General features: G+C 72.0%; 18 protein-coding genes and 1 riboswitch. Of the genes, 11 read left to right on the forward strand and 7 right to left on the reverse strand.

Annotated elements, in window-relative coordinates; all coding sequences use genetic code 11:
* Positions 1-81 precede the first annotated feature (81 nt).
* From K8638_RS06655 to K8638_RS06665, 3 genes are all read right to left on the reverse strand, one after another.
* Positions 82-1,860, reverse strand: a complete 1,779-nt coding sequence (locus K8638_RS06655) for a tetratricopeptide repeat protein (protein ID WP_223753572.1) — start codon at positions 1,858-1,860, stop codon at positions 82-84.
* A gap of 8 nt (positions 1,861-1,868) precedes the next feature.
* A complete protein-coding gene (locus K8638_RS06660; protein ID WP_223753573.1) occupies positions 1,869-5,015 on the reverse strand; it encodes a DUF4175 family protein in 3,147 nt (1,048 codons plus the stop codon).
* A 249-nt stretch (positions 5,016-5,264) separates the two neighbouring features.
* Positions 5,265-5,804 carry a MarR family winged helix-turn-helix transcriptional regulator gene (locus tag K8638_RS06665; protein ID WP_223753574.1) on the reverse strand — a complete coding sequence of 180 codons (540 nt, stop codon included), beginning with the start codon at positions 5,802-5,804 and terminating at the stop codon, positions 5,265-5,267.
* A gap of 156 nt (positions 5,805-5,960) precedes the next feature.
* On the opposite strand from K8638_RS06665, the gene cobT reads away from it, so the two are divergent.
* From cobT to K8638_RS06680, 3 genes are all read left to right on the forward strand, one after another.
* Positions 5,961-7,019 (forward strand): nicotinate-nucleotide--dimethylbenzimidazole phosphoribosyltransferase, encoded by a 1,059-nt coding sequence (gene cobT / locus K8638_RS06670; protein WP_223753575.1) that lies wholly within the window; start codon positions 5,961-5,963, stop codon positions 7,017-7,019.
* Positions 7,020-7,034: 15 nt separating this feature from the next.
* Positions 7,035-7,778: an adenosylcobinamide-GDP ribazoletransferase gene (gene cobS / locus K8638_RS06675; RefSeq protein WP_223753576.1), complete on the forward strand. Its 744-nt coding sequence runs from the start codon at positions 7,035-7,037 to the stop codon at positions 7,776-7,778.
* 133 nt (positions 7,779-7,911) lie between these two features.
* Positions 7,912-8,532: a histidine phosphatase family protein gene (locus tag K8638_RS06680; protein WP_223753577.1), complete on the forward strand. Its 621-nt coding sequence runs from the start codon at positions 7,912-7,914 to the stop codon at positions 8,530-8,532.
* A gap of 61 nt (positions 8,533-8,593) precedes the next feature.
* Here K8638_RS06680 and K8638_RS06685 read toward each other — a convergent pair whose 3' ends face one another.
* From K8638_RS06685 to K8638_RS06700, 4 genes are all read right to left on the reverse strand, one after another.
* Positions 8,594-10,300 carry a dipeptidase gene (locus K8638_RS06685; protein ID WP_223753578.1) on the reverse strand — a complete coding sequence of 569 codons (1,707 nt, stop codon included), beginning with the start codon at positions 10,298-10,300 and terminating at the stop codon, positions 8,594-8,596.
* A 177-nt stretch (positions 10,301-10,477) separates the two neighbouring features.
* Entirely contained in the window at positions 10,478-11,923 is a 1,446-nt protein-coding gene (locus tag K8638_RS06690) for a Vps62-related protein (RefSeq protein WP_223753579.1), read from the reverse strand.
* Positions 11,924-12,058: 135 nt separating this feature from the next.
* The gene (locus K8638_RS06695) at positions 12,059-12,415 is read right to left on the reverse strand and encodes a helix-hairpin-helix domain-containing protein (protein ID WP_223753580.1); all 357 of its coding nucleotides are present in this window, start codon (positions 12,413-12,415) and stop codon (positions 12,059-12,061) included.
* The gene (locus tag K8638_RS06700; protein WP_223753581.1) at positions 12,412-12,663 is read right to left on the reverse strand and encodes a hypothetical protein; all 252 of its coding nucleotides are present in this window, start codon (positions 12,661-12,663) and stop codon (positions 12,412-12,414) included. Before K8638_RS06700 ends, K8638_RS06695 begins: the two co-directional genes overlap by 4 nt.
* Positions 12,664-12,943: 280 nt before the next feature.
* Here K8638_RS06700 and K8638_RS06705 point away from each other — a divergent pair, with 280 nt between their 5' ends.
* The 8 genes from K8638_RS06705 (at position 12,944) to K8638_RS06740 (ending at position 20,579) form a co-directional block, all read left to right on the forward strand.
* Positions 12,944-14,215 carry a dipeptidase gene (locus K8638_RS06705; RefSeq protein WP_223753582.1) on the forward strand — a complete coding sequence of 424 codons (1,272 nt, stop codon included), beginning with the start codon at positions 12,944-12,946 and terminating at the stop codon, positions 14,213-14,215.
* Between the two features lie 170 nt (positions 14,216-14,385).
* A complete protein-coding gene (locus K8638_RS06710) occupies positions 14,386-14,988 on the forward strand; it encodes a hypothetical protein (protein ID WP_223753583.1) in 603 nt (200 codons plus the stop codon).
* Between the two features lie 62 nt (positions 14,989-15,050).
* Positions 15,051-15,317: a hypothetical protein gene (locus K8638_RS06715; RefSeq protein WP_223753584.1), complete on the forward strand. Its 267-nt coding sequence runs from the start codon at positions 15,051-15,053 to the stop codon at positions 15,315-15,317.
* A gap of 63 nt (positions 15,318-15,380) precedes the next feature.
* The gene (locus K8638_RS06720) at positions 15,381-15,569 is read left to right on the forward strand and encodes a hypothetical protein (RefSeq protein ID WP_223753585.1); all 189 of its coding nucleotides are present in this window, start codon (positions 15,381-15,383) and stop codon (positions 15,567-15,569) included.
* A gap of 18 nt (positions 15,570-15,587) precedes the next feature.
* Complete coding sequence (locus tag K8638_RS06725) at positions 15,588-15,878, forward strand: TlpA disulfide reductase family protein (protein WP_223753586.1); 291 nt, start codon at positions 15,588-15,590, stop codon at positions 15,876-15,878.
* 112 nt (positions 15,879-15,990) lie between these two features.
* Complete coding sequence (locus K8638_RS06730; RefSeq protein WP_223753587.1) at positions 15,991-16,521, forward strand: FHA domain-containing protein; 531 nt, start codon at positions 15,991-15,993, stop codon at positions 16,519-16,521.
* 6 nt (positions 16,522-16,527) lie between these two features.
* Positions 16,528-16,775: riboswitch (cobalamin riboswitch) on the forward strand.
* Positions 16,776-16,833: 58 nt separating this feature from the next.
* A complete protein-coding gene (locus tag K8638_RS06735; RefSeq protein ID WP_223753588.1) occupies positions 16,834-18,897 on the forward strand; it encodes a TonB-dependent siderophore receptor in 2,064 nt (687 codons plus the stop codon).
* Positions 18,898-18,965: 68 nt separating this feature from the next.
* Complete coding sequence (locus tag K8638_RS06740) at positions 18,966-20,579, forward strand: MXAN_6577-like cysteine-rich protein (protein WP_223753589.1); 1,614 nt, start codon at positions 18,966-18,968, stop codon at positions 20,577-20,579.
* Positions 20,580-20,589: the final 10 nt, after the last annotated feature.

The following is a 20,589-nucleotide window of genomic DNA, read 5'->3' on the forward strand; positions in this document are numbered from 1 at the left end:
CGCGCGTGAAGCTACGCACGGGGAGGGGAGCGGCCATGGAAGGACGGGCGCCCGGCTGGCCGGCCGCCCTGGACGAGGGGCTCAGCGCCCGGCGTCGGGAGCGGCGGGCGGCTGCGCCTGGGGCGGCGCGGCCTGTCCCCCGGCGGCGGGGACGTTCATCTCCGACAGCTCGCCCTCCTCGTTGAGGAAGGCCCGCGCGACGTGGTCCACCTCCTCGGGCTTGAGCTGGGTGAGCTGCACGGTGGCCTGACGCGCGCGCGTGGCCAGCGCCGTCTCGCCCAGCGCGCCGTGGATGCGGGTGAGGGCCAGGTGGATTTCCGGGTCGAACGGGTCCGAGGCCAGGGCCTCCAGGTACGCCGTCTTGGCCTTGGAGTAGTCCTTGCGGAACAGCAGGATGCGGCCCAGGTGCACGTTGGTGCCAGGCGAGCCCGGGTAGACGCGCAGGCTGCCGCGCAGCACGCTCTCCGCCTCGTCCAGCCGCCGCAGCTCCAGCAGCGCCAGCGCGTACTTGTTGGAGATGGACTCGTACTTGTCGCCCACCAGCTTGTGGGCCTTGGCGTACTCCTCCGCCGCGGCCTTCACGCGGTTGCGCTCGCGCAAGAGCTCGCCCAGGTGCGCGAAGCGGCGCGCCGGCACCTCCTCCACGTTGTCGAACTCGCCGAAGGAGATTTCACGGCCCTTCTTCTCCGACTCGTCCTTCACCTTGCCCTTGGCGTCCTCCTTGAGCACCACGCGCTCCTCGCGCGGTATCAGCTCCGGCGGGAAGGGCTGCTTCTTGATGTGGGCCAGCCAGGACTTCTCGAAGAGGGGGAAGGGCATGCCCATGGCCGTCTCCACCGCCTTGCGGTCCTTCTGTCCGTTCTTCAGCTCGTGGATGATGGCGCGCAGCCCCGCGGTGCCCTTCGTCTGGTGCACGTAGTCGATGGCGTAGAACACCTCGGCGAAGGCGGTGGCGGCGTCCTCCGCGGTGGGCAGCATGGCGATGGACGGGTGCATCTTCTCGAAGGGGACGAGCGTGTCCGCCTTCACGCGCTTGCCCAGCAGGGCCAGCGTGGAGGGCGTCATCGCCAGGCCCGCCTTGCCGCGCCAGCGCGACTCCAGGAACTTGGCCAGGCCCTCGTGCAGCCAGATGGGCACCGTGTTGCGGCTCATCTGGCTGATGACGAGGTGGATGTACTCGTGCGCGAGCGTGTCCTGCCAGTCGTAGCCCTGCGCCACCGCCTTGGGGCTGGTCACCATCAGCTTGCTGAACTTGCAGATGGCGATGGTGCCCGTGGTGCGAATCTCCTTCTCCTTCAGCGTGCTCACCCGCGCCAGCTCGCGCGCGTTGTTCACCACCTCGACGCGAATCTTCCCGCCCGGCGGCGTCCAGCCCAGGTCCTCCGCCATGGCGCGGTGGATGGCCTCCAGCGTCTCCAGGGCATAGGGCACCAGCACCTCCTCCTTCCCCTTCGGGTAGAGGAAGATGAAGTGCTCGCTCTCCGCGCGCTGGTGGTTCTTGACGATGTCGCGCGTGTCCTTGGCCAGCCGCAGGTAGCTGCCCGGCCGGTCCTCGATATTGGCGGCCTCCAGCAGCGTGGCCGCTTCCGCGTAGCGGCCCTCCTCGAAGGCCACGCGGCCCTGGTAGAACTTGAGCGGCTCCACGTCCGCGGGGAGGAGCGGCTCCACCTCCGCCAGCTCGCGCCGCGCGCCGGGCACGTCCCAGTCCTCCAGCGCCTGCTCCACCCGGCCCAGCCGGGTCTTCACCTCGTCCTTGAGCGAGGCGTCCTGGGCCCACGCCACCGGCGGGACGCAGAAGAGGGCCACGGCCAGCACCGTGAAGAAGGCCCTCACGGCATGCGGGGACTCGTGGGTCGACATGGCGGGGCTCACTTCACCAGCTCCTCGTAGTAGCGCTTCACCTGCTCCCGGTACTTCTCCGGAGCGCCCTGCTTCATCGCGTCCAGCAGGTCCTTGCGGAACTCCTTCGGCGCCTGGAAGGCCTCCTCGTCCGGCAGCTCCACCTGGTTGCGTGGGTCTCTTCCGTTGCCTTCCTGCCGGCGGGCGCCCGCGCCCATGGGCAGGGGCAGGCCGCCCTTGCCGCCGCGCTGGCCCTCCTGCATCTGCCGCTGGAACTGGCGCAGGCCCTCCAGCGCCGCCTGCTGCTCACCGTAGCCGCGGCCCGGGTCCTTGCCCTGCATCCGCTGCGCGGCCTCGCCCATGCGCTGGCCCACGCCCTCCATCTGCTGCGTGGCCTCCTCGCCGAAGAGGGGCGCCATCTGCTGCATCTCCTCCATCTGCTGGCGCAGGCCCTGGGCGCGCTGCTCCAGCTGGCCCTGCTGCTGCGCGAGCTGCTGGAGCTGCTGCTTCTCCTGCTGCGACAGCTGCGAGCCGGGCGGCGGGAAGAGCGACTGGAGCTGCCGGTTGACGTCCTCCACGTTGCGGGCGTCGCGCTCCAGGCGCTGCGCCAGCTCCGCGGACTGCTGCCGCACCTCGGGCGGGTTGCCGAACATCTCGTCGAGCTGCCGCTGCTGCTCACCCATCATGGAGAGCTGCCGGGCCGCGTCCTCCGCGCGCGCCGCGGCCTCCGCCGCCAGGTCGAAGTCATTCACCTTCAGCGCGTTCTCCACGTTCCGCAGCTCGGACTGGGCCTCCTCCAGCGGGCGGGCGGCGCGGCTGTTGAGCTGCTCCGGCTTGAGCGTGTCGTAGCTGTCCTGCGCCTGCTTCACCTTGCGCAGGAGGTCGTCCTTGGCGGCCTTGCCCTTCTCCGCCAGCCGCTCGCGGTTCTGCGAGCGGGCCTGGTCGCGGAGCTGGCGCGTCTGGTCCGCCACCTTCTGCTGCTCCTGCACGGTGCTCTGCAGCTCCTCCATGAACTTGCCGAACTTCTCCGCCAGCTCGGGGTACTGCTCGCTGCCGAAGTCGTCGCCCTGCTTGTCCAGGTTCTGGAGCATCTCGTCCATCTGCATGCCCAGCTCCTGGAGCTTCGCCAGGGCCTCGTCCGTCTTGCCCTCGCGCATCAGCTTCTCCACCTCGTCGAGCGCGCCCTGGAGGTCCTGCTCCTTCATCATCTCCTGCAGGGCCTCGGCGTTGAGGTGCTCGTCGCGGATGCCCTTGCGCATCTCCGCCATGCGCTGCATCAGCTCGTTGATGCGCTGCTTGAGCTGCTCAATCTGCTCCATCACCGCCTGGCGGGCCTGCTCGTCGGGGTTGTTCTTGAACTGCTCGACGAGGTTGGCCAGCTCGCGCCGCTCGTTGGCGAGCTGCTTCGCCAGCTCCTGGAGGGCCTCCAGCTTCTGCCTGTCGAGCAGCGACTCCAGGTAGAGGATGTCCTTCTCCGCCTCTTCAATCTCCTCGTTGACGGTGGAGGTGAGGCGGTTGCCGGTGCCCCAGTCCTCGCCGCGGGCGCGCTGGGTGCGCAGGTAGAGGCGGCGGAAGTCCGCGGTGCCGTTGATGTGGCTGCCCAGGGACTGGGAGATGTGGCTGAGGGCGGAGACCAGCTCGGTGGGCACGTCGCGCTCGCGCGACAGCTCCTGGGCGAGCGTGCGCATGTCGGTGATGAGCTGCTGGCCGCTGGTGTCCACGGAGGCCGCGGCGGCGATGGCCTGCGGGTCCTTCTGCTTCGCGCGGTCCGGGCCCTCGAGCCGGTCCGCGAGGTGGTCCACCATGCGGCCCCAGAGCTGCTCGGCCTTCTCCAGCGCGGCGCGGCGGTGCTCGGCGGCGGAGTAGATGCGCAGCACCTGGGTGCGGCTGACGCCCTTCTTGGGGCCCTCCACCGCGTCGTTGTCCCGCGCCTCCACGTAGTAGGAAATCCGGTCACCCGGGTCGGCCTCGAGGGTGCCGAGGTCCCACGTGTACGTGGCGCGGTTGCGGCGGCCGTCCTCCTTCGGCAGCGGCACGCGCGTCTCCTGCGGCGAGCCGGGCTTGCGGAAGACGAGCGACAGCCCGGACAGGCCGTAGTCGTCCGAGGCCTCGTACTTGAGCGTCACCTGCTGGCCGGGGTCCACCTCCAGCTCCACCGCGGGCGTCATCAGCGTCACCTGCGGCGCCTTGTCCGCCTCCACGTTGAGGGCGATGTCCGGGCCCCGCGCGAGCTGCTTGTCGCGCGCGCCGTAGAAGACGAAGTGGTAGTGGCCGGACTGCTTCGCGACGAAGGTGCCCGCGAGCTCGCGGTTGCCGGTGACGGTGAGGGGCAGCGCCTGGCCGTTGACGACGACTTCGGCGCGCTCCACCGGCCGGTCCGAGCGCGTCTTGAGGACGACCTCGGTGCCCGCGGGGGCGCTCACCTCGCCGTTGGTGCCGGGCACGGTGCGCTGGGCCAGGCCCATGTACGCGGGGTAGCGGTACGTCAGCTCGATGTCGCCCGTTATCGGCTCCACCAGGGCCGGCGCCTGGGGACGCGTCGCCACCTCGCGGATGCGCGCCAGGCCCGCGGACCAGCGCCCGCCCCAGAGCGCCATCAGCACCGCCAGCGCCAGCAGCACGCCCCCGGAGGCGAGCGCGGCGCGGCGCACGGGACGGCCGTCCACCACGGAGCGCACGTCCACCGTGCGCACGCGGGTGTCCATCTGCTGGAGGAAGGCGCCGGCCAGCTCCGGGGACCACCCGGTGTCGGCGCCGTGCTGGCGCTTCAGCTCCACGGCGGCCAGCACGTCCAGCGACAGCTCGGGGCGGCGCAGGCCCACCAGCCGCGCGGTGCGGGCGTCGTCTCCCACCTGCTTCCGGGCGAGCCAGAGGCCGAAGACACAGGCCAGCGCCACGCCCACCGGCAGCGCCAGCCACAGCACGGAGCCGCCCAGGCGCGGCGCCACCAGACCGAGGAAGCCACCGGCCGCCAGCAGCACCGCCGCCGCGGCCACGCCCAGCAGGCCGCCCTGCATCCACAGGTGACGGCGCTGGCGGGTGCGTACCGCGGAGAGGAGGGACTCCACTCCCGGCGTCCTCGGCCCGGGGACGGCCCGCGAGGCCGGCGCCGACGGGGGCGGAGGAGGCGGGGGCGGCAGCTCGGGGCCTGGGGTCTGCGGGGTATCGAGGTTCACGCTGTCCTGTCCGCTCAGTGGCGAGCCAACCCCCGGCGGGGCGGCCTATTTCCCGATTCTCTAGCAGCCGCCCTCCCGGCGCGAGGCGCCACGGGGCAGGGGCTCACGGGAGGGGCCCCGGGGTGTCCGGCGCCGGAAGGAGGTGGGAGGAAGAGGGTCCGGGAGGCAACGGGGGAGCCGGGCCCGGCCCTTCCCGGGCGCCCTCCAGGGCCTGCTCTCGCGGCCAGGGGAGGGCGCCGGACGGTGAAATCAGCGCGCGGCGGGCTTCTTGGAGCCGGGCTCGTCACCGGGCTCCTCCGTGGGGACGCCGCCCAGCTCCTGCGCGAGCGCGGTGAGCACGTCCTGGGTGCAGAGGATGCGGTTGCGCGTCATGCGCGCGAGGACGCGCTGCACGGCGGCCTCCACCGTGCCCTCGGAGGGGATGTCCAGCGCGCGGCCGGACTCCGTGAGGGCGAAGAGGGCCTTGCGCCCGTCGAGCGGGTCCGACTTGCGCTCAATCAGGCCGCGCTTCTCCAGCCGCTTGAGGACGCCGGTGAGGGTGCTGGGGTGGACGTGGAGAATCTGCGCGAGCGTGCCGGCGGTGATGCCGGGGAAGCGGCCGACCAGGCGCACGACCAGGCGCTGGGGGCCGGTGAGGCCGAGCGTCGCCTCCATCCGCTTGGACGTGGACTGGAGCCCGTGGTCCACGGCCCAGAGCAGGCGCATGAACTCGAGCACCTCTCCGAGCGGAGGGCCCTTGGGGCGCTCGCCTTCCTGGGGCTCCGGCTCACCGCCGGCCGTGTCCTTCATGGGTACATCATCCTTCACCTGCCGCCTCCCTGTCTCTGCGGTCGTTGGAGTCGCCATGGTCTACCGCCTCACCGGGTCCGCCGCTGAGTAAAATCCGTTGTCTGTGGGCCACCAGCAAGCTACGGGCCGGGCTTCCGCCCCTCCTGGAAGGCCCCCATGCGTCCCTACCGCGCTGCCCTCGAACAAGTCCCCGAGCCCGACACCTCCGCCGCCTCCCGCTGCCAGGCCCTGCTGGACGCGAAGACGAAGCCCCGGGGAAGCCTGGGGCGGCTGGAGGAGCTGGCCCGCCGGCTGGCCTCTCTTCGGGGCGAGGCGGCCCCGGGACTGCCCCACAAGGCCCTGGTGGTGATGGCGGCCGACCACGGGGTGGTGGAGGAAGGGGTGAGCGCCTACCCGGCCGAGGTGACGGGGCAGATGGTGGCCAACTTCGCCCGGGGCGGGGCGGCGCTGAACGTGCTGGCGCGCCAGGCCGGGGCGCGGGTGGAGGTGGTGGACCTGGGCGTGCGCTTCCCGGTGGAGGGGCTGCAGGGGGTGCGCGTGCACCGCCAGGGGCCGGGGACGGCGAACTTCACCCGGGGCCCGGCCATGACGCGCGAGGTGGCGGAGGACGCGCTGGACGTGGGGGCGCGGCTGGCGGTGGAGCTGGCGGACTCCGGGGTGACGCTGCTGGGGCTGGGGGAGATGGGGATTGGGAACACCACGGCATCCGCGGCGCTGACGTGTGTGCTGGCCGGGGTGGCGCCGGAGGTGGCGACGGGGCGAGGCACCGGGGTGGATGACGCGGGGCTGGCTCGGAAGGTGGCGGCGGTGCGGCGGGCGCTGGAGGTGAACCAGCCGGACGGGGCGGACCCGCTGGGGGCGCTGGCGGCGGTGGGCGGGTTCGAAATCGCGGGGCTGGCGGGCGCGGCGCTGGGCGCGGCGTCGCGGCGGGTGCCGGTGGTGCTGGATGGGTTCATCTCGTCCGTGGCGGGGCTGGTGGCGGCGCGGCTGTGCCCCCGGGTGGCGCCGTTCCTGATTGCGAGCCACCTGTCCGTGGAGGCCGGCCATGCGCGGGTGCTGGAGGCGCTGCGGCAGCGGCCGTTGCTGGACCTGGACCTGCGGCTGGGCGAGGGCAGCGGCGCGGCGCTGGCGATGGGGCTGGTGGACGCGAGCCTCCGCGTGCTGCACGAGATGGCCACGTTCACCTCGGCGGGCGTGGCGGATTCGGGGCGGTAGCGGGGAGCTCGCACCATGAGGCGCCTCTTCGCTGGCATCGCCTTCCTGAGCCGTGTCCCCGTGCCGGGGGCGGCCACCTTCGACGCGGCGGACGTGGGCCGCGCCACGCTGGCCTTCCCGCTGGTGGGGGCGTTCCTCGCGGGGCTGCTGGTGGTGGCCCGGCACGCGGTGTACCCGCTGCTTCCGCCCACGGTGGCGGCGTTCCTGCTGCTGGCCGTGTCCGCGCTGCTCACCGGAGCGCTGCACCTGGATGGGCTGGCGGACATGGCCGACGGCTTCGGCGGCGGGCGCACGAAGGAGGACGTGCTGCGCATCATGCGCGACCACCTCATCGGCGCGTATGGCGGGGTGGCGCTGCTCCTGGTGGTGGGGCTGAAGGCGAGCGCCCTGGCCGCGCTGCTGGAGCGGGGACAGGCCGACGCGGCGCTGGTGGCGTCCATGGTGCTGGGGCGGTGGGCCTCGGTGCCCATGGGGAGGTTCCTGCCGTATGCGCGCCGCTCCGGTGGGTTGGGCACGGCGATTACGGATTACGTGGGGTGGACGGAGCTGGTGGGCGCCACGCTGCTGGCGCTCGGGCTGGGGCTGGGCGTGCTGGGGCCGGTGCGCGGCGCGGCGGCGGTGGTGCTGGTGGCCTGTGTGTCCGCGCTCCAGGGCGCGTGGTGCATGAAGAAGATTGGCGGCATCACCGGGGACACGCTGGGGGCCAACACGGAGGTGTGTGAGGTGCTGGTGCTCGTCCTGGTGCTGGCGCTCGGGTAGGCGCGGCGGACGCGTAGAGCGAGCGGTGCTGTACGGGCGGGCGGGTTGCCACGGGCGTGACGCGCAAGGTGCTGGCACCTGGATGGGAGTGGGTGGTGCGCACGCGGGTGCTGGCAGTCGGAAAGGAGCGGGGATGGACTGGCGGTTGCCGAAGGGCGTGACGCGGGTGGTGCTGGTGCGGCACGGACAGCCGTCGGAGGAGATGCGCGGCCGGTGCTACGGGCGGCTGGACGTGGGCCTGTCACCGGAGGGGCGCGCGCAGGCGGACCGCATGGCCGCGTTCCTGTCTCGCGTGGAGCTGGGGCGCATCTACGCGAGCCCGCGCCTGCGAGCGCTGGAGACGGCGGCGCCGCTGGCGGCGGGGCGGGGCGCGGAGGTGGTGGTGGAAGAGGCGTTCCGCGAAATCGACTTCGGGCTGTTCGAGGGGCTCACCTACGAGGAGGCCGAGCGCCGCTTCCCGGACGTGTACGCGGAGTGGATGGCGCGTCCCACGCAGGTGCGCTTCCCGGAAGGGGAGAGCTACCCGGAGATGCGCGTGCGTGTGCGCGCGGGAGGCCGGGCGCTGCGGGAGCGGCACGTGGGCCAGTGCTTCGCGCTGGTGTCCCACGGAGGCGTCAACCGCACGCTGCTGGCCGAGGCGCTCGGCATGGACGACGCGCGCCTGTTCCGGCTGGGCCAGGACCACGCGGCGGTGAACGTCATCGACTACTTCGGTGACGAGCCCGTGGTGAAGCTGATGAACGTGGCGTTCTGACTGACGGGCGCCGCCAGCGTGGAATGGAGCTTCCATTCCACGCCGGAGGGCGGTGGCTTCGCTACGGCGCCGGAGCCACGGTGGGCTTCGACGCGGGCGGCTGGGCCGGAGCCGCGGGAGCAGCCACGGGCTTCGGCTCCTCCTTCTTGGGCTCGGGCGGCATCTCCAGCGCCTTGCCCTTCTCCTGGGCGATGCGCCGGTACCAGCTGTCCGGGTACTTCGGGTGGTTCACCTTGCCCTGCTCGTCCCGGACGTTGCCGTCGATGTACTTCACGAGCAGGTTCTCACCCAGCTTGCGCCAGCGGCTGTGGACCTTCTCGCCCTGCTTGACCGAGTAGTCCGTGAGGTACTTGCGAGCCTCCTCCGGGCTGCGCTTGTACAGCTCCATCGCGGCCTGCTCGATGGCGGCCTGGTCCGCGAGGAACTGTCCCTCCAGCGCGCCCTGCTCCTTCTGCACGTCCACGGACATGTCGCTCCAGCGCGCGTAGGCCTGGTTCGACACCCAGTTGAACACCCAGAAGGACGAGTCCCAGGAGAACTGGCCGCGGCTGGCCACGCCCTGCGCGAAGTTGCGCGGCACCTCGCGGATGCCCGCGTACATGGGCGTGTACACGGTCATCGACGTGTCATCCACGCCGAACCAGAGTACTCCGCCGATGGGCGCCGGCATCGAGCCGCGCATCTGCGCCACCAGCGAGAAGCCCGTCTGCTGCGTGGAGATGGCGCGCTCGTGGACGTACTTCTTCCCGTCCACCTCCCATGTCATCGGCCGCCAGCGGTAGGGCGCCGCGTACGGGCCCGCGCCCACGTCCTTCGTCATGTCCAGCGGGGTGCCCTCGAAGTGGTCCCGCATCAGCGTCATGGCGTCCTGCACGGACAGCTTCTTGTCCGGCTTCACCCACAGCGGCAGCCGCCTGCCCGGCGCCGAGCCGTCCGCGTACTCCACGCCCAGCTTCAGCGACGGCGCCGCGCGGCGGAAGATGCTCCACACGCGCCCCTCGGCGAAGCGCTGCCCGCCGAAGTCGAGCGGGTGGTACGCGTCCGCGAAGCTGAAGTCCTTGTCCGCGCCCTTGAACCAGCCCTTCTCCCGGGCGAACGAGATGACGTCCGGCGAGTAGAGCGTGTTGTCCTTGTCGTTCAGCGGGAACTGGGTGATTCGCGCCTGGTTGGCGTGCGCGGAGATGTGGCCCTCGGGCAGCTTGCGGGCGACCCACACCGCGCCCTTCTGGCCCTTGCCCTTGCCAATCATCTCCAGCAGCCACGCCTCCTTCGGGTCGGCGATGGAGAACGACTCGCCCGTGGAGGCATAGCCGTGCTCGGCCACGAGGCGGGTCATCACCTGGATGGCCTCGCGCGCCGTCTTCGCGCGCTCCAGGGCGATGTAGATGAGCGAGCCGTAGTCGATGATGCCCGCCGGCCCCTCCAGCTCCTCGCGGCCCGTGAAGGTGGACTCGCCGATGGAGAGCTGGTGCTCGTTCATGTTGCCCACCACCGAGTACGTCACCGGCGCCTCGGGGATGCGCCCGAGGAACTTGCCCGTGTCCCACTCGATGATGTCGCGCATGGCGCCCGGGCCATGGCGGCGCGCGGGCGTGTAGTACAGCTCGCCGTACAGTTCGTGCGCGTCCGCGGAGTACGTCATCAGGGTGGCACCGTCCGTCGTGGCTCCCTTGTTGACCAGCATGCTGGTGCAGGCGAGCACGGGCGGTGCGACCAGCGCCGCCGTGACGGGCAGCGCGGTGAGCAGATGGGAAAGGCGTCGGTTCATGGCGGCGGAGCCTACCAAGATGTCCTGGGTTGGCTACCGCTCCGGGAGTGTGCCTCCCCGGCTGCTCCGCGTTGACGCGGTGGGACACCGCTCGGAGGTTCCTCCCGTCGTGGCAGGGCGCCGGGCCCGTCCGCCCGGAGGGACGGCCTGCTTCCTCCGGGCGGCGAAGCGGGTGCCTCAGCCCAACTGCAGCCGGGTGCGGCGGGTGCGCGTGCGCGGGGCATTCTCGAGGTCCGGCTGCGGCGCCGGGAACTGGCGCTCGACGAAGGCCGCGGCGGCGCTCGCGCGGAACGTCAGCGGCGCGGCCACGGAGCTGCCGTCCCCACGCACCACGCGCAGCGCCTGCTTCTGCACCCACAGCGCGCCGGAGTGCTCGGCCGGGGTGACCAGCTCGGCGTCCACCGTGTCGGACCGCATCACCGAGATGCTGCGCGACGACGAATACCCCAGCTCCGTGGAGATGGTGGCCGACACCTTGGAGGAGAACACGCCCAGCTCGACGCCCGACTCCATCGTCACCGACACGCCCGTGGTGACCGAGAACGTCTCGGTGTCGCTCGTCGAGACGCCCGTGGTGGTGCTGGCGCGCTTCGTCTGGTCCCGCGAGGTGTTGTTGTTGTCGAACAGCAGCAGGTCGAACGACACCAGGCGCTGGACTTCGTAGAAGGGCGAGTTGTCCACCTGCCAGGCCAGCGTCTTGTCCGCGTCCGCCACCGCGGTGAAGGGCACCGTGACGATGCGGTCCACCATGGGATTCGTGTGGTCGGGCGGCGAGCTGCGGCTGGTGAGGTTGGGCTGCGCCTGCTCGCCCAGCTCCGTCGTGGGCAGCGGCAGCCTCAGCGTCCACGCCACCGGGGCGGAGGCCGGCTTGTCGTGCGAGGCGACGCCCACGAAGCTGTTCACCGCGAACACGCCATCCGGGGTGTCGCGGAAGGCGCGGCTCACGTCGAGCTGCCAGGCGCCGAAGTCCCGGTCGGCGCCCGAGCCCGCGTCAATCCAGATGCGGGTGCCGACGACGGCCTCGAACACCAGGCTCTTGTGGACGCACATCACCTGGGTGCCCTTGGGCTTGTCATGGCCGCGCACGAAGACGTCGCCGAGCGCCACGTAGTCCTGGCTGGGCGGCACGGGCCGCCAGCACGAGCCGTCCTCGTCCGCGCCGGAGCCCGCGTCGTTCCAGATGAACTGGAAGTCCTTGGGCGGCAGCAGCGCGGGCGTCGTGGAGCGCGGGTTGGCCGCCTTGACGCAGATGGAGGCGAACCGGTCATTGGGGCTGAGATTGTTCGACACGCCGATGCTGCCCAGCGCGTAGAAGCCCGCGGGAGGAACGGGATGGTAGAAGCCGACGTCGGCGTCCGCCCCACTGCCGGTGTCCAGCCAGCGCTCCTCGAACTTCTTGGTGAAGGTGATGATGAGGTCACCGAACTGCATTTCCTTGACGGCCATGTGAGTGCTCCGGGGTGGGCCAGCGCGCAGCCGGGGCTGGGTGCTGGGTGGGAGAGGGCGCGTCGCCCTCGTGCCTGTCCCTTCGCAAGCCGCGTTCCAACCGCCCGGGCGGGCCCGCCGCGAGCGTTTCCCTCGGAAGCTCGCGTCCCTCCTCGCATCAGGAACTCCCCTCGACATGCCGCCGTGTGTCGCCCGACGTGTCGGCCTCGCCGGCCGTCCAGCACGGGCCCGCGTCCAGCCGACAGGGCCACCGCCCGAGGCCACGAGAGAAGTCCCGGGCGGCGGCCCCCCATCAAATGCCGGAGTTCCAGTTCAGGGTTCTTGCTTGTTCGTCTCGGCCACCTCCTTTCTCTCGGGTGCAATCACCTGCTCCACCCGCAGGGTCGTGGGCCCGGCCAGCGCCAGGTGCGCCTTGAGCTTGAGGAACTTCTTCTTCCCGAAGCCCTTCACCCGCACCAGTTCCTCCACGCGCTGGAAGGGCCGCTTCTTGCGATGCTCGATGATGCGCTGCGCCGCCTTCTCACCGACGCCCGGGAGCAGGTCCAGCTGCTCCGCCGTGGCCTCGTTCAGGTTCACCGTGCCCGTGTACTGCGTGCGCAGCTTCCCGGCCTCCGCCACCCCGGGTCCGCACAGCAGCAGCCCCAGCGCCACCGCCCAGAGCGCCCTCACGAGTGGCCCCCCACCGGCATCGAGTCCAGTCCCGGCTCCCCCGCGTACCGCCCGCCCATCGCCGCCGCCGTGTCCCGCTTCTCCGCCGCCTCGCGCACGTGCAGCTTCCCGTCCAGCGGCAGCACGTCCAGCAACACGTTCAGCGAGCCGTCCTTGTTCACGAAGGCGCTCCCCGCCCGCACCCAGATGCTCCCGCCCTTGCCCTCGCGAATGGAGAAGACCGCCAGTCGCTTTCCCGCCGTCAGCATCAACCACCTCCACGCTCCTCACCGCGCCACCACGGCGCGGCTGCCTCGTCAGCTCGACCGCCTGAGGTCGACGACGCCAAGAGCAGCCGGCGTGCCAGCGCCGCTTCCCTCGGGGACACGCGAAGCGCACCGTGCAGGTTCGTGAAAACCGTCTCGCCGCGAGGACGGGCGGCGGCGCTCCAGTGCTCTCTCAGCGGGCGAGAGTGGGCCGCGGAGCACGTTTCATCCCGCCCGCGTCCCATGGGAGAGTCCCCGCGTCCCGCCGTCCCGAGGTGCTCGCGTGAATCGCTCCGTCCTCGCCGCAGCGCTCCTGCTGGGGGCACCCTCCCTCGCCACCAGCCCCACCGTGCCCGCCGCGCCGCGGACCCCGGCCGCCGCCAACGTCCGCGCCGTCCACGAGTCCGCGCTCATCATCGACACCCACGTGGACACGCCCCTGAGGATGCTGGAGGAGGGCTTCGACCTCGGCTCGAAGCCGCCCAACGGCCCGGGCCACTTCGACCTGTCCCGCGCCCGCGCCGGCAACCTCGGCGCCGTCTTCTTCTCCATCTGGGTGGAGCCGAAGGAGTTCGCCGGCCAGTACACCCACCGCGCCCTGCGCCTCATGGACGCCGTGCTCCAGCAGGTGGAGCGCAACCCCGAGCACATGGTGCTGGCCCTGTCCTCCCAGGACATCGCCGCCGCGCGCTCCGGCAAGCAGAAGAAGCTCGCCACGCTCATGGGCGTCGAGGGCGGGCACGCCATCCAGAACGACCTGGGCGTGCTGCGCGACTTCTACCGCCTGGGCGTCCGGTACATGACGCTCACCTGGTCCAACACCCACGAGTGGGCGGACTCGTCCGGCGACATCAACGACGCCAACGTGAAGCACCACGGCGGCCTCACCGGCTTCGGCCGCGAGGTCGTCCTCGAGATGAACCGGCTGGGCATGCTCGTGGACATCTCCCACGTGGCCGACTCCACCTTCTTCGACGTGATGAAGGTGACACGCGCCCCGGTCATCGCGTCGCACTCGTCCGCCCGCGCGCTCACCGACCACCCGCGCAACATGACCGACGAGATGCTCAAGGCCGTCGCCACCAACGGAGGCGTCGTCATGGTCAACTTCTTCTCCGCCTTCATCGACGACGACTTCCGCAAGGGCTACGCCGCCATGGCCCCCGAGCGGAACGCCGCCATCGACGCGCTGGAGGCGAAGCACAAGGACGCGGACCCCGCCAAGCGCTTCCAGGTCTCCCAGCGGGCCTCGTTCGAGTGGGCCGCCAGGGTGAAGCGGCCGCAGCTCGGCGCGCTCATCAACCACATCGACCACATCGCCAGGGTGGCCGGCGTGGACCACGTGGGGCTGGGCTCGGACTTCGACGGCATCACCTCCACGCCGGAGGGCATCGACTCCGTGGCCGACCTGCCCCGTATCACCGAGGCCCTCATGGCCCGGGGCTACACCCGCGAGCAGATTCACAAGATTCTCGGCGGCAACCTCCTGCGTGTCTTCCGCGAGGCCGAGCGCGTCAGCCGCGAGCTGCGCGCCGCGAAGAGCGCACAGCGCTGAGCCGTCGCGGCAGGGGACGGCTCGGGCCGGGCGGACGTGCGGGCACGCGCCTCCCGGTCTCCCGCCCCTCACTCCGGGCCGGACGGCGCGGGACTTCCCCCGTGCGCCGCCGGGCGTTAGCGTCCGGACCCATGGCATCGGGCACCGCGTTGCTTCGGCTCGGATGGGTGATGGCGCTTCTCGTGGGTTCGGCTTCGCTGGCGCAGGAGCAGGCGCCTCCGCCCGCGGCTCCCGAGCAGCGCTCCTCCGTGCAGTGGCAGCTCATGGTGGGCGGACTGGCCACGCTCGACGGGTACGCGCCAGCCGGCCACATGGGGCTGCTGCTCGGGTCCGGCTGGGAGTTCCCGGCGCTGCGCTTCCGCTTCCAGTTCCTCGCGGGCACGCCGAACTCCATCGTCGACTCGCGCACCGAGGTGAAGCTGGAGCAGTACACCTTCGGCATCTGGCTGGACACGCCGGTGCTCGAGTCCGGAGCGTGGCGGTGGGGCGTGGGCGCGGGCGCGGCCATTCACGTCTTCGGCAGGTCCACGTTCGCCCTCTATCAAGGCGTCCGGCCCGCGAATCCGCGCTTCGTCCCCTCGCTCCTCACGGGCCCCGATACCTCCGTGCGCTGGCGCTTCGCGCGGCGCTTCGCCCTGGAGGGCACCGCCGCGATGGACATCGTCTTCGGCCGGCCCATCCTGGGCTATGTCGAGGACACCGGCTTCGTGCCCCTCCACCGTGGCTGGCCCGTGCGGCCACGGCTGAGCCTCGCGTTCATGATTCTCCCGTGAGCGGCCCGCGCTCCGGCCGGTGGGGTGGCGCTCCGGCCCGGGCTGCGCGAGAGTGAGGGGCGATGAACCGCATCTCGCCGCCGCGTTCCTCTTCCCGGATGTCTCCCTTCTCCGGCCCGCGAGCGCTGCTCCTCGTGGGGCTGCTGGCGTGGGCGAGCGCTTGCGCCGTGGAGGACAGGGTCGCCTACATCATCGAGTCGGACGCGGGCTCCGGCCCCCTGTCCATCGGGGACGGTGGACCGAGCAGTGAGTGGGCCCTGCCCGACTGCGCCCAGGTCGAGCCGGACGCGGGCACCCCGTGCGCGGCGGCGGAGACGGCGGAGGAGTAACCGCGTGCTCCGCGCGTGCGTATCTTGTCTCGGGTGTCGCACCTGGTGACTTCCGGAGGCTCCATGCCGCGTCGGCTCGTCCTCATCACGCTGTCCCTCCTGGCGGTGCTCTCCGGTGGGTGCGAGTCCTACGACCGTCCCCGCCGCCCGCTGCCGGAGGGCTTCGCCATGCAGGTGCTGGACGGTGGGCGGCTGGACGCCGCCGCGCTGCGGGGGAAGCCCTGGGTCATCAACCTCTGGGTTCCCCTTTGAAGTTCCTGTGCTCGGGAGTTGCCCGAGCTGGAAGCGGTGCGACGGGAGCTGGAGCCGCTCGGGGTGGGCTTCATCGCCCTCTCGCTGGAGCGGAACGAGGCGAAGGTCCGCAAGGCCGCCGCCGAGCTGGGCGTGCGGATGACGGTGGCCACCGCCACGGGTGAGGTGCTGGCGCCGCTCGGGGTGGGAGAGGTGCCCTCCACCGTCTTCGTCGACGCGGACGGCACCATCGTCGCCGCGGCCAGCGGGCCCCGCTCCGGGAAGTTCCTCGCGGCGCGGGCCCGTGAGCTGTTGTCCCGTCAACGCTGAACCCCCCCGAGGGGCGCATTGTGCCGGGAGAAATTCGTCATGAGGGGGGTGTCAGGTGGGAACCCCCGTGCACAGCTTCGCTCCGCTTCCGTCGCGTTGGAGGAGCGTGCCCGTGCTCCATCGCCTGTCCACCCTGGCCTCCCAGTTGCTCGTCGACCGTGAGGCGCTCCTGCGCACCGTCCATTGGCCCGTGCTGGTGTGGGAGGCCGTGCCCGCGCTGGCGGCATCCCCGCGGCGCTCGGAGGCGGGCCTCACGCAGACGGGGCGGCGGCCCCAGGTCCGCTCGGCGGAGCCGCTCGTCTTCGAGGTCCGCCCGCGCCCGCACGGAGTGGGCTCCGAGGTGACGGTGGGCCGGGGCCCCGAGTGTGACATCGTCCTGGCGGAGCCCACCGTGTCGCGCATGCACGCGCGTTTCCGCCAGGAGCCGCACACCGGCGTGTGGAGCGTCACGGACCTGGAGAGCCATAACGGCACGTACCAGGAGGGCGTGCTCATCGTCCCCGGGAGAGCGGCGCCGCTGTTCCGCAGGGCCTCGCTGCGGCTGGGCAGCGTGGAGGTGCTGTTCCTCCAGGCGTGCGCCTTCGAGCAGTACGTGCGCTCGTCCTCCCTGCCGCCCCCGGCTCGCTTGACGCGCGGGGGGTGACCCCCTAGAAGGGGTGGGCCCTTGGGTGCCCATGTCGGGCTTTCAAGAGGGAAGCCGGTGCGAATCCGGCGCGGTCCCGCCACTGTGAACGGGTCGCCCTGAGGTCAGGGCCGGGGACTTCGGTCAGTCGCCACTCCGGCAGCGGCCACGCGGCGCTCCGGGGGAAGGCGGAAGGCCCCCTTCGGAATGGCGCGGCGTGCGCCTGACTCCGGAGCCCGTCAGCCAGGAGACCTGCCCAGGGGTTCGGCCGTGCCCTTCACCGGCACGGGCGGGTGGCCTTCTCTCTTCGATGGAGAGAGCGGAAGGCGGAGCATGCGGTGGACCTTCCTCGCCGGGCTCGTGGCGTGCCTGGTGTCCAACATCCCCCTCCTCGCGCGGGCCCAGGCTCCCGAGGCCCCCGCACGCACGGAGTCCGGTGAGGCCGGCGCGGCTCCGGAGCCCGCCGCGCCACGCACCACGGTCGTCCGTGGGAAGACGCCGCCGCCTCCCGAGTCGCCGGAGCGCAGGGACCCCACCGGCGCCATCACCGTCATCGACGCTCGCGAGCGCACGGGCGAGGCGCGCGACACGGCGGAGTTGCTCGTGGGCTCCGCGGGCCTCGCGGTGCAGGACTCCGGCGGCTACGGGCAGAGCAAGAGCCTGGTGGTGCGCGGCGCCGCGTCCAACGGCGTGCTCGTGTTCCTGGATGGCATTCCGCTCAACGGCGCGGGCGGCATGGCGGACCTGTCCCAGATTCCCGCCGCGCTGGTGGAGCGCTTCGAGGTGCTGCGCGGCGGCGCGGGCGCGCGCTACGGCTCCGGAGGACTGGGCGGCGCGGTGAACATCATCACCCGGGCGCCCGGCTCGCACCCGCGCGCCAGCGGCGAGGTGACGTACGGGAGCTGGGACACGGTGCTGGGCCACGTGGCCGCCACCGGCCCGCTGCTGGACGGGCAGGCAATGCTGCTGGTGCACGCGGGGCGCTCGGATGGGGACTTCGCCTACGAGCTGGACGAGCTGCCCGCCGTGGACGGCAACCCGCTCACCTCCGAGCTGCGCGCGCGCAATGACGCCCGGGGTGGCGGCGCGCTGCTGCGCTACCGGCGGCGGTTGCCCGGCGGCTCGCGGCTGGACGCGCTCGCGGAGCTGTCCCTGGAGGACCGCGCCATTCCCGGCACGGTGCAGAACCCCCAGTCCTCCGGGAACCAGGAGCTGGGCCGGCTGGCGCTGGGGCTTCGCTGGTCGGGCTCCCTGGGCATGGCGGGGCAGGGCAGCGCGCGTGGCTTCTTCCGGCGCGACGGGCTGGAGGTGACGGGCAGCCTGCCGGGCGCGGGCGGCGCGCAGCGGCACTCGGTGGGCGGTGTGGAGCTGGAGGGGCGCAGGCCCCTGGGGGAGCTGCACTCACTGACCGTCACCGTGGCCACCTCCGGAGAGGGCGTCACCGAGGCGCTGGACGCGCAGTCCGCCTCGTGGTGGCGCGCGAGTGTCATGGCCATGGACGAGCTGCGGCTCCTCGGTGGCGCGGTGAGCGTGGTGCCGTCGATGCGGGTGGAGCGGGTGGGGCCGTACTGGCTGCTGTCCCCGAAGCTGGGCGCTTCCGTGGAGCTGGGCGGCGGCTTCAGCCTGCGCGCCAACGGTGGCCAGTCCCACCGCGCGCCGTCCTTCCTGGAGCTGTACATCCGCCAGGGCACGCTGCTGCCCAACCCGGGACTCGAGCCCGAGCGCGCGCTGTACGCGGACGCGGCGGTGTCCTGGCGCTCCGGCTCCAGCTCCAGCGAGGAGGAAGGCGCGCCCATGTGGAGCGCCACCGCGGGGGGCTTCGCGGCGGTGTACGAGAACCTCATCGCCTACGAGCTGTACCCGCCGCTGCTGGCCCGCCCGTACAACTTCGACGCCGCGCGCGTGTGGGGCGTGGAGCTGGAGGGCGAGGCCCGGCCGCTTCCGTGGCTGGCCGCCACCACCAGCTACACGTGGCTGCGCACGGAGAACCGCTACGGTGACCCGCGCTTCTTCGGCAAGGCGCTGCCCTACCGCCCGCGGCACAAGTGGGTGGGGCGCGTGCGCGCGGGGCCGGACTGGCTCAACGCCCGCACCGAGGTGCTCTACCAGTCCTCGCAGCTCGTGAACCGCACCGGCTCGAGCCGCCTGCCCTCGCGCACCCTGCTGAGTGTGGGCGCGTCCAGCACCTTCCTGCACGGCCCGGACCTCACCCTGTCCGTGGAGGTGAAGAACCTCCTCGACGTGCGCGCGTACGACTTCACCGGCTTCCCGCTGCCAGGACGCGCCGCGTACGTGACGCTCGGCGTGGCGCTGGACCGGGACGCTTCCGCGCCTTCCACCGCATCCGCCTCTCCCGCCCCCGAGGAGCCCCATGCCGCGCTCGCCTCGCCCCCTTGAGCCGTGCCTCCCGGCCCTGGACCGGGACGCTTCCGCGCTGTTCATCGCCTCCGCCTCCGAGGAGTCCCATGCCGCTCTCACTTCGCTCATTTGAGCCGCGCCTCCCGGCGCTGCTGCTGGCGGCCCTCGCGGGACTGACGCTCACCGGGTGTCCGGACGAGGGCGTGGTGTGCACCTCCGGCCTCGCTGTCTGTGGCGAAGCCTGTGTGGACCTGGGGGGCGACACCGCGAACTGTGGCGCCTGCGGCAACGCGTGCGGCGCCGGGCAGGTGTGCCAGGAGGGCGCATGTGGCTGCCGCCCCGGCACGGAGTCCTGCGGCGGCGCGTGTGTGTCCACGGCGAGCGACGTGTCCCACTGTGGCGCGTGCGGCAACGCGTGTCCCTCCGGTCAGGTGTGCGAGTCGGGGACGTGCCGCGAGGGCTGCTCCGAGGGCACGGCGCGCTGTGGGGATTCGTGCCTCGACTTGAGCTCGGACGCGTTGAACTGCGGTGCGTGTGGCAACGCGTGCCCGGACGTGCAGTCGTGTCACGCGGGCCGGTGCGCGTACGACGTGGTGACGGCCTGCTACACCAACGGGCAGTTGGTGGGCATCCAGGCGGGGACGGACGCGCTCGGTCCCCGGCGGCAGTTCGGCGCGGGCGTGCAGACCCTGGCGGCGTGGGACGGATTCGTGCTCGCCGCGGACGCGACGAACTCCCGGCTGCTCCAGGCCGCGGGCGGCGAGCTGGGCACCGTGGTGGAGGAGGACTCGCTGAGCACGATGGGCAGCTCTCCCAATGACGTGCTCGTGGACCCTCCGTATGTCTACGTCGTCGACTCCGTCTACAACACGCTCCAGGTGCTGAAGCGCGAGGGCCCCGCCCAGGGCGGCGGCCTGGGCCTGCGCACCGTGGCGCAAATCAACCTGGGCCCCAACACCAGCCCGCAGGCCATCGCGAAGTGGGGCAGCTCGCTCTACATCCCCCTGTTCGGAACCGCTGGCTCCAACTTCGCGGCCGGCAACGCCGTGGCCCGCGTGGACATCTCCAACCCCGAGCAGCCGCGCAAGGTGGACACGATTTCCCTCATGGGCATCGACCGGAAGTCCTTCGACGGAGGCACGGCGCTGCCGCTGCCGTACTCGGCGACGGCGACGGACGGGGGCGTGTACGTGGCCCTCACCAACCTCAACCCCCAGAACAACTACCTGCCCAACGGGCCGGGCATGCTCGCGCGCATCGAGCCCTCGGACGGCGGTGTGCGTGGCATCGACCTGGGCGCCGGGGACTGCCTCAACGCGGGTTACGTGGAGGCGGTGGGCGACCAGCTCGTGGTGGCCTGCCTGGGCGAGGCCCGCCTGGACCACGGGAATGGCGGCAGCGCGGGCTCCGTGCGCGCCACCGGGCTGGTGCTGGTGAAGGACGACGTGCCCGTGGCCTCGTACGCGCTGAGCCCGGGCTGTGAGCCGGGCACCGAGGGCTGCCGTCTCTCCGTGGCCGGCCGCTTCGCCGTGTCGGGGGGCGCCGTGTACCTGGGCGACACGAATGCCGGCCGCGTCTTCGTGGTGGAGGTGAAGGACGGACAGCTCGTGGAGCGCCGTGGCTACACGACGGCTCAGGCGCGAGGCCCCGCGCTGGACGCGTGCCCCGTGGACCCTCGCCGCCCCGTGTCCAATGCCATCGACCTCACCGCGCTGCCGTGAAGGTGAACCC

The organism is Myxococcus sp. RHSTA-1-4, from assembly GCF_020037125.1.
In the GTDB taxonomy this organism is placed as follows: Bacteria; Myxococcota; Myxococcia; order Myxococcales; family Myxococcaceae; genus Myxococcus.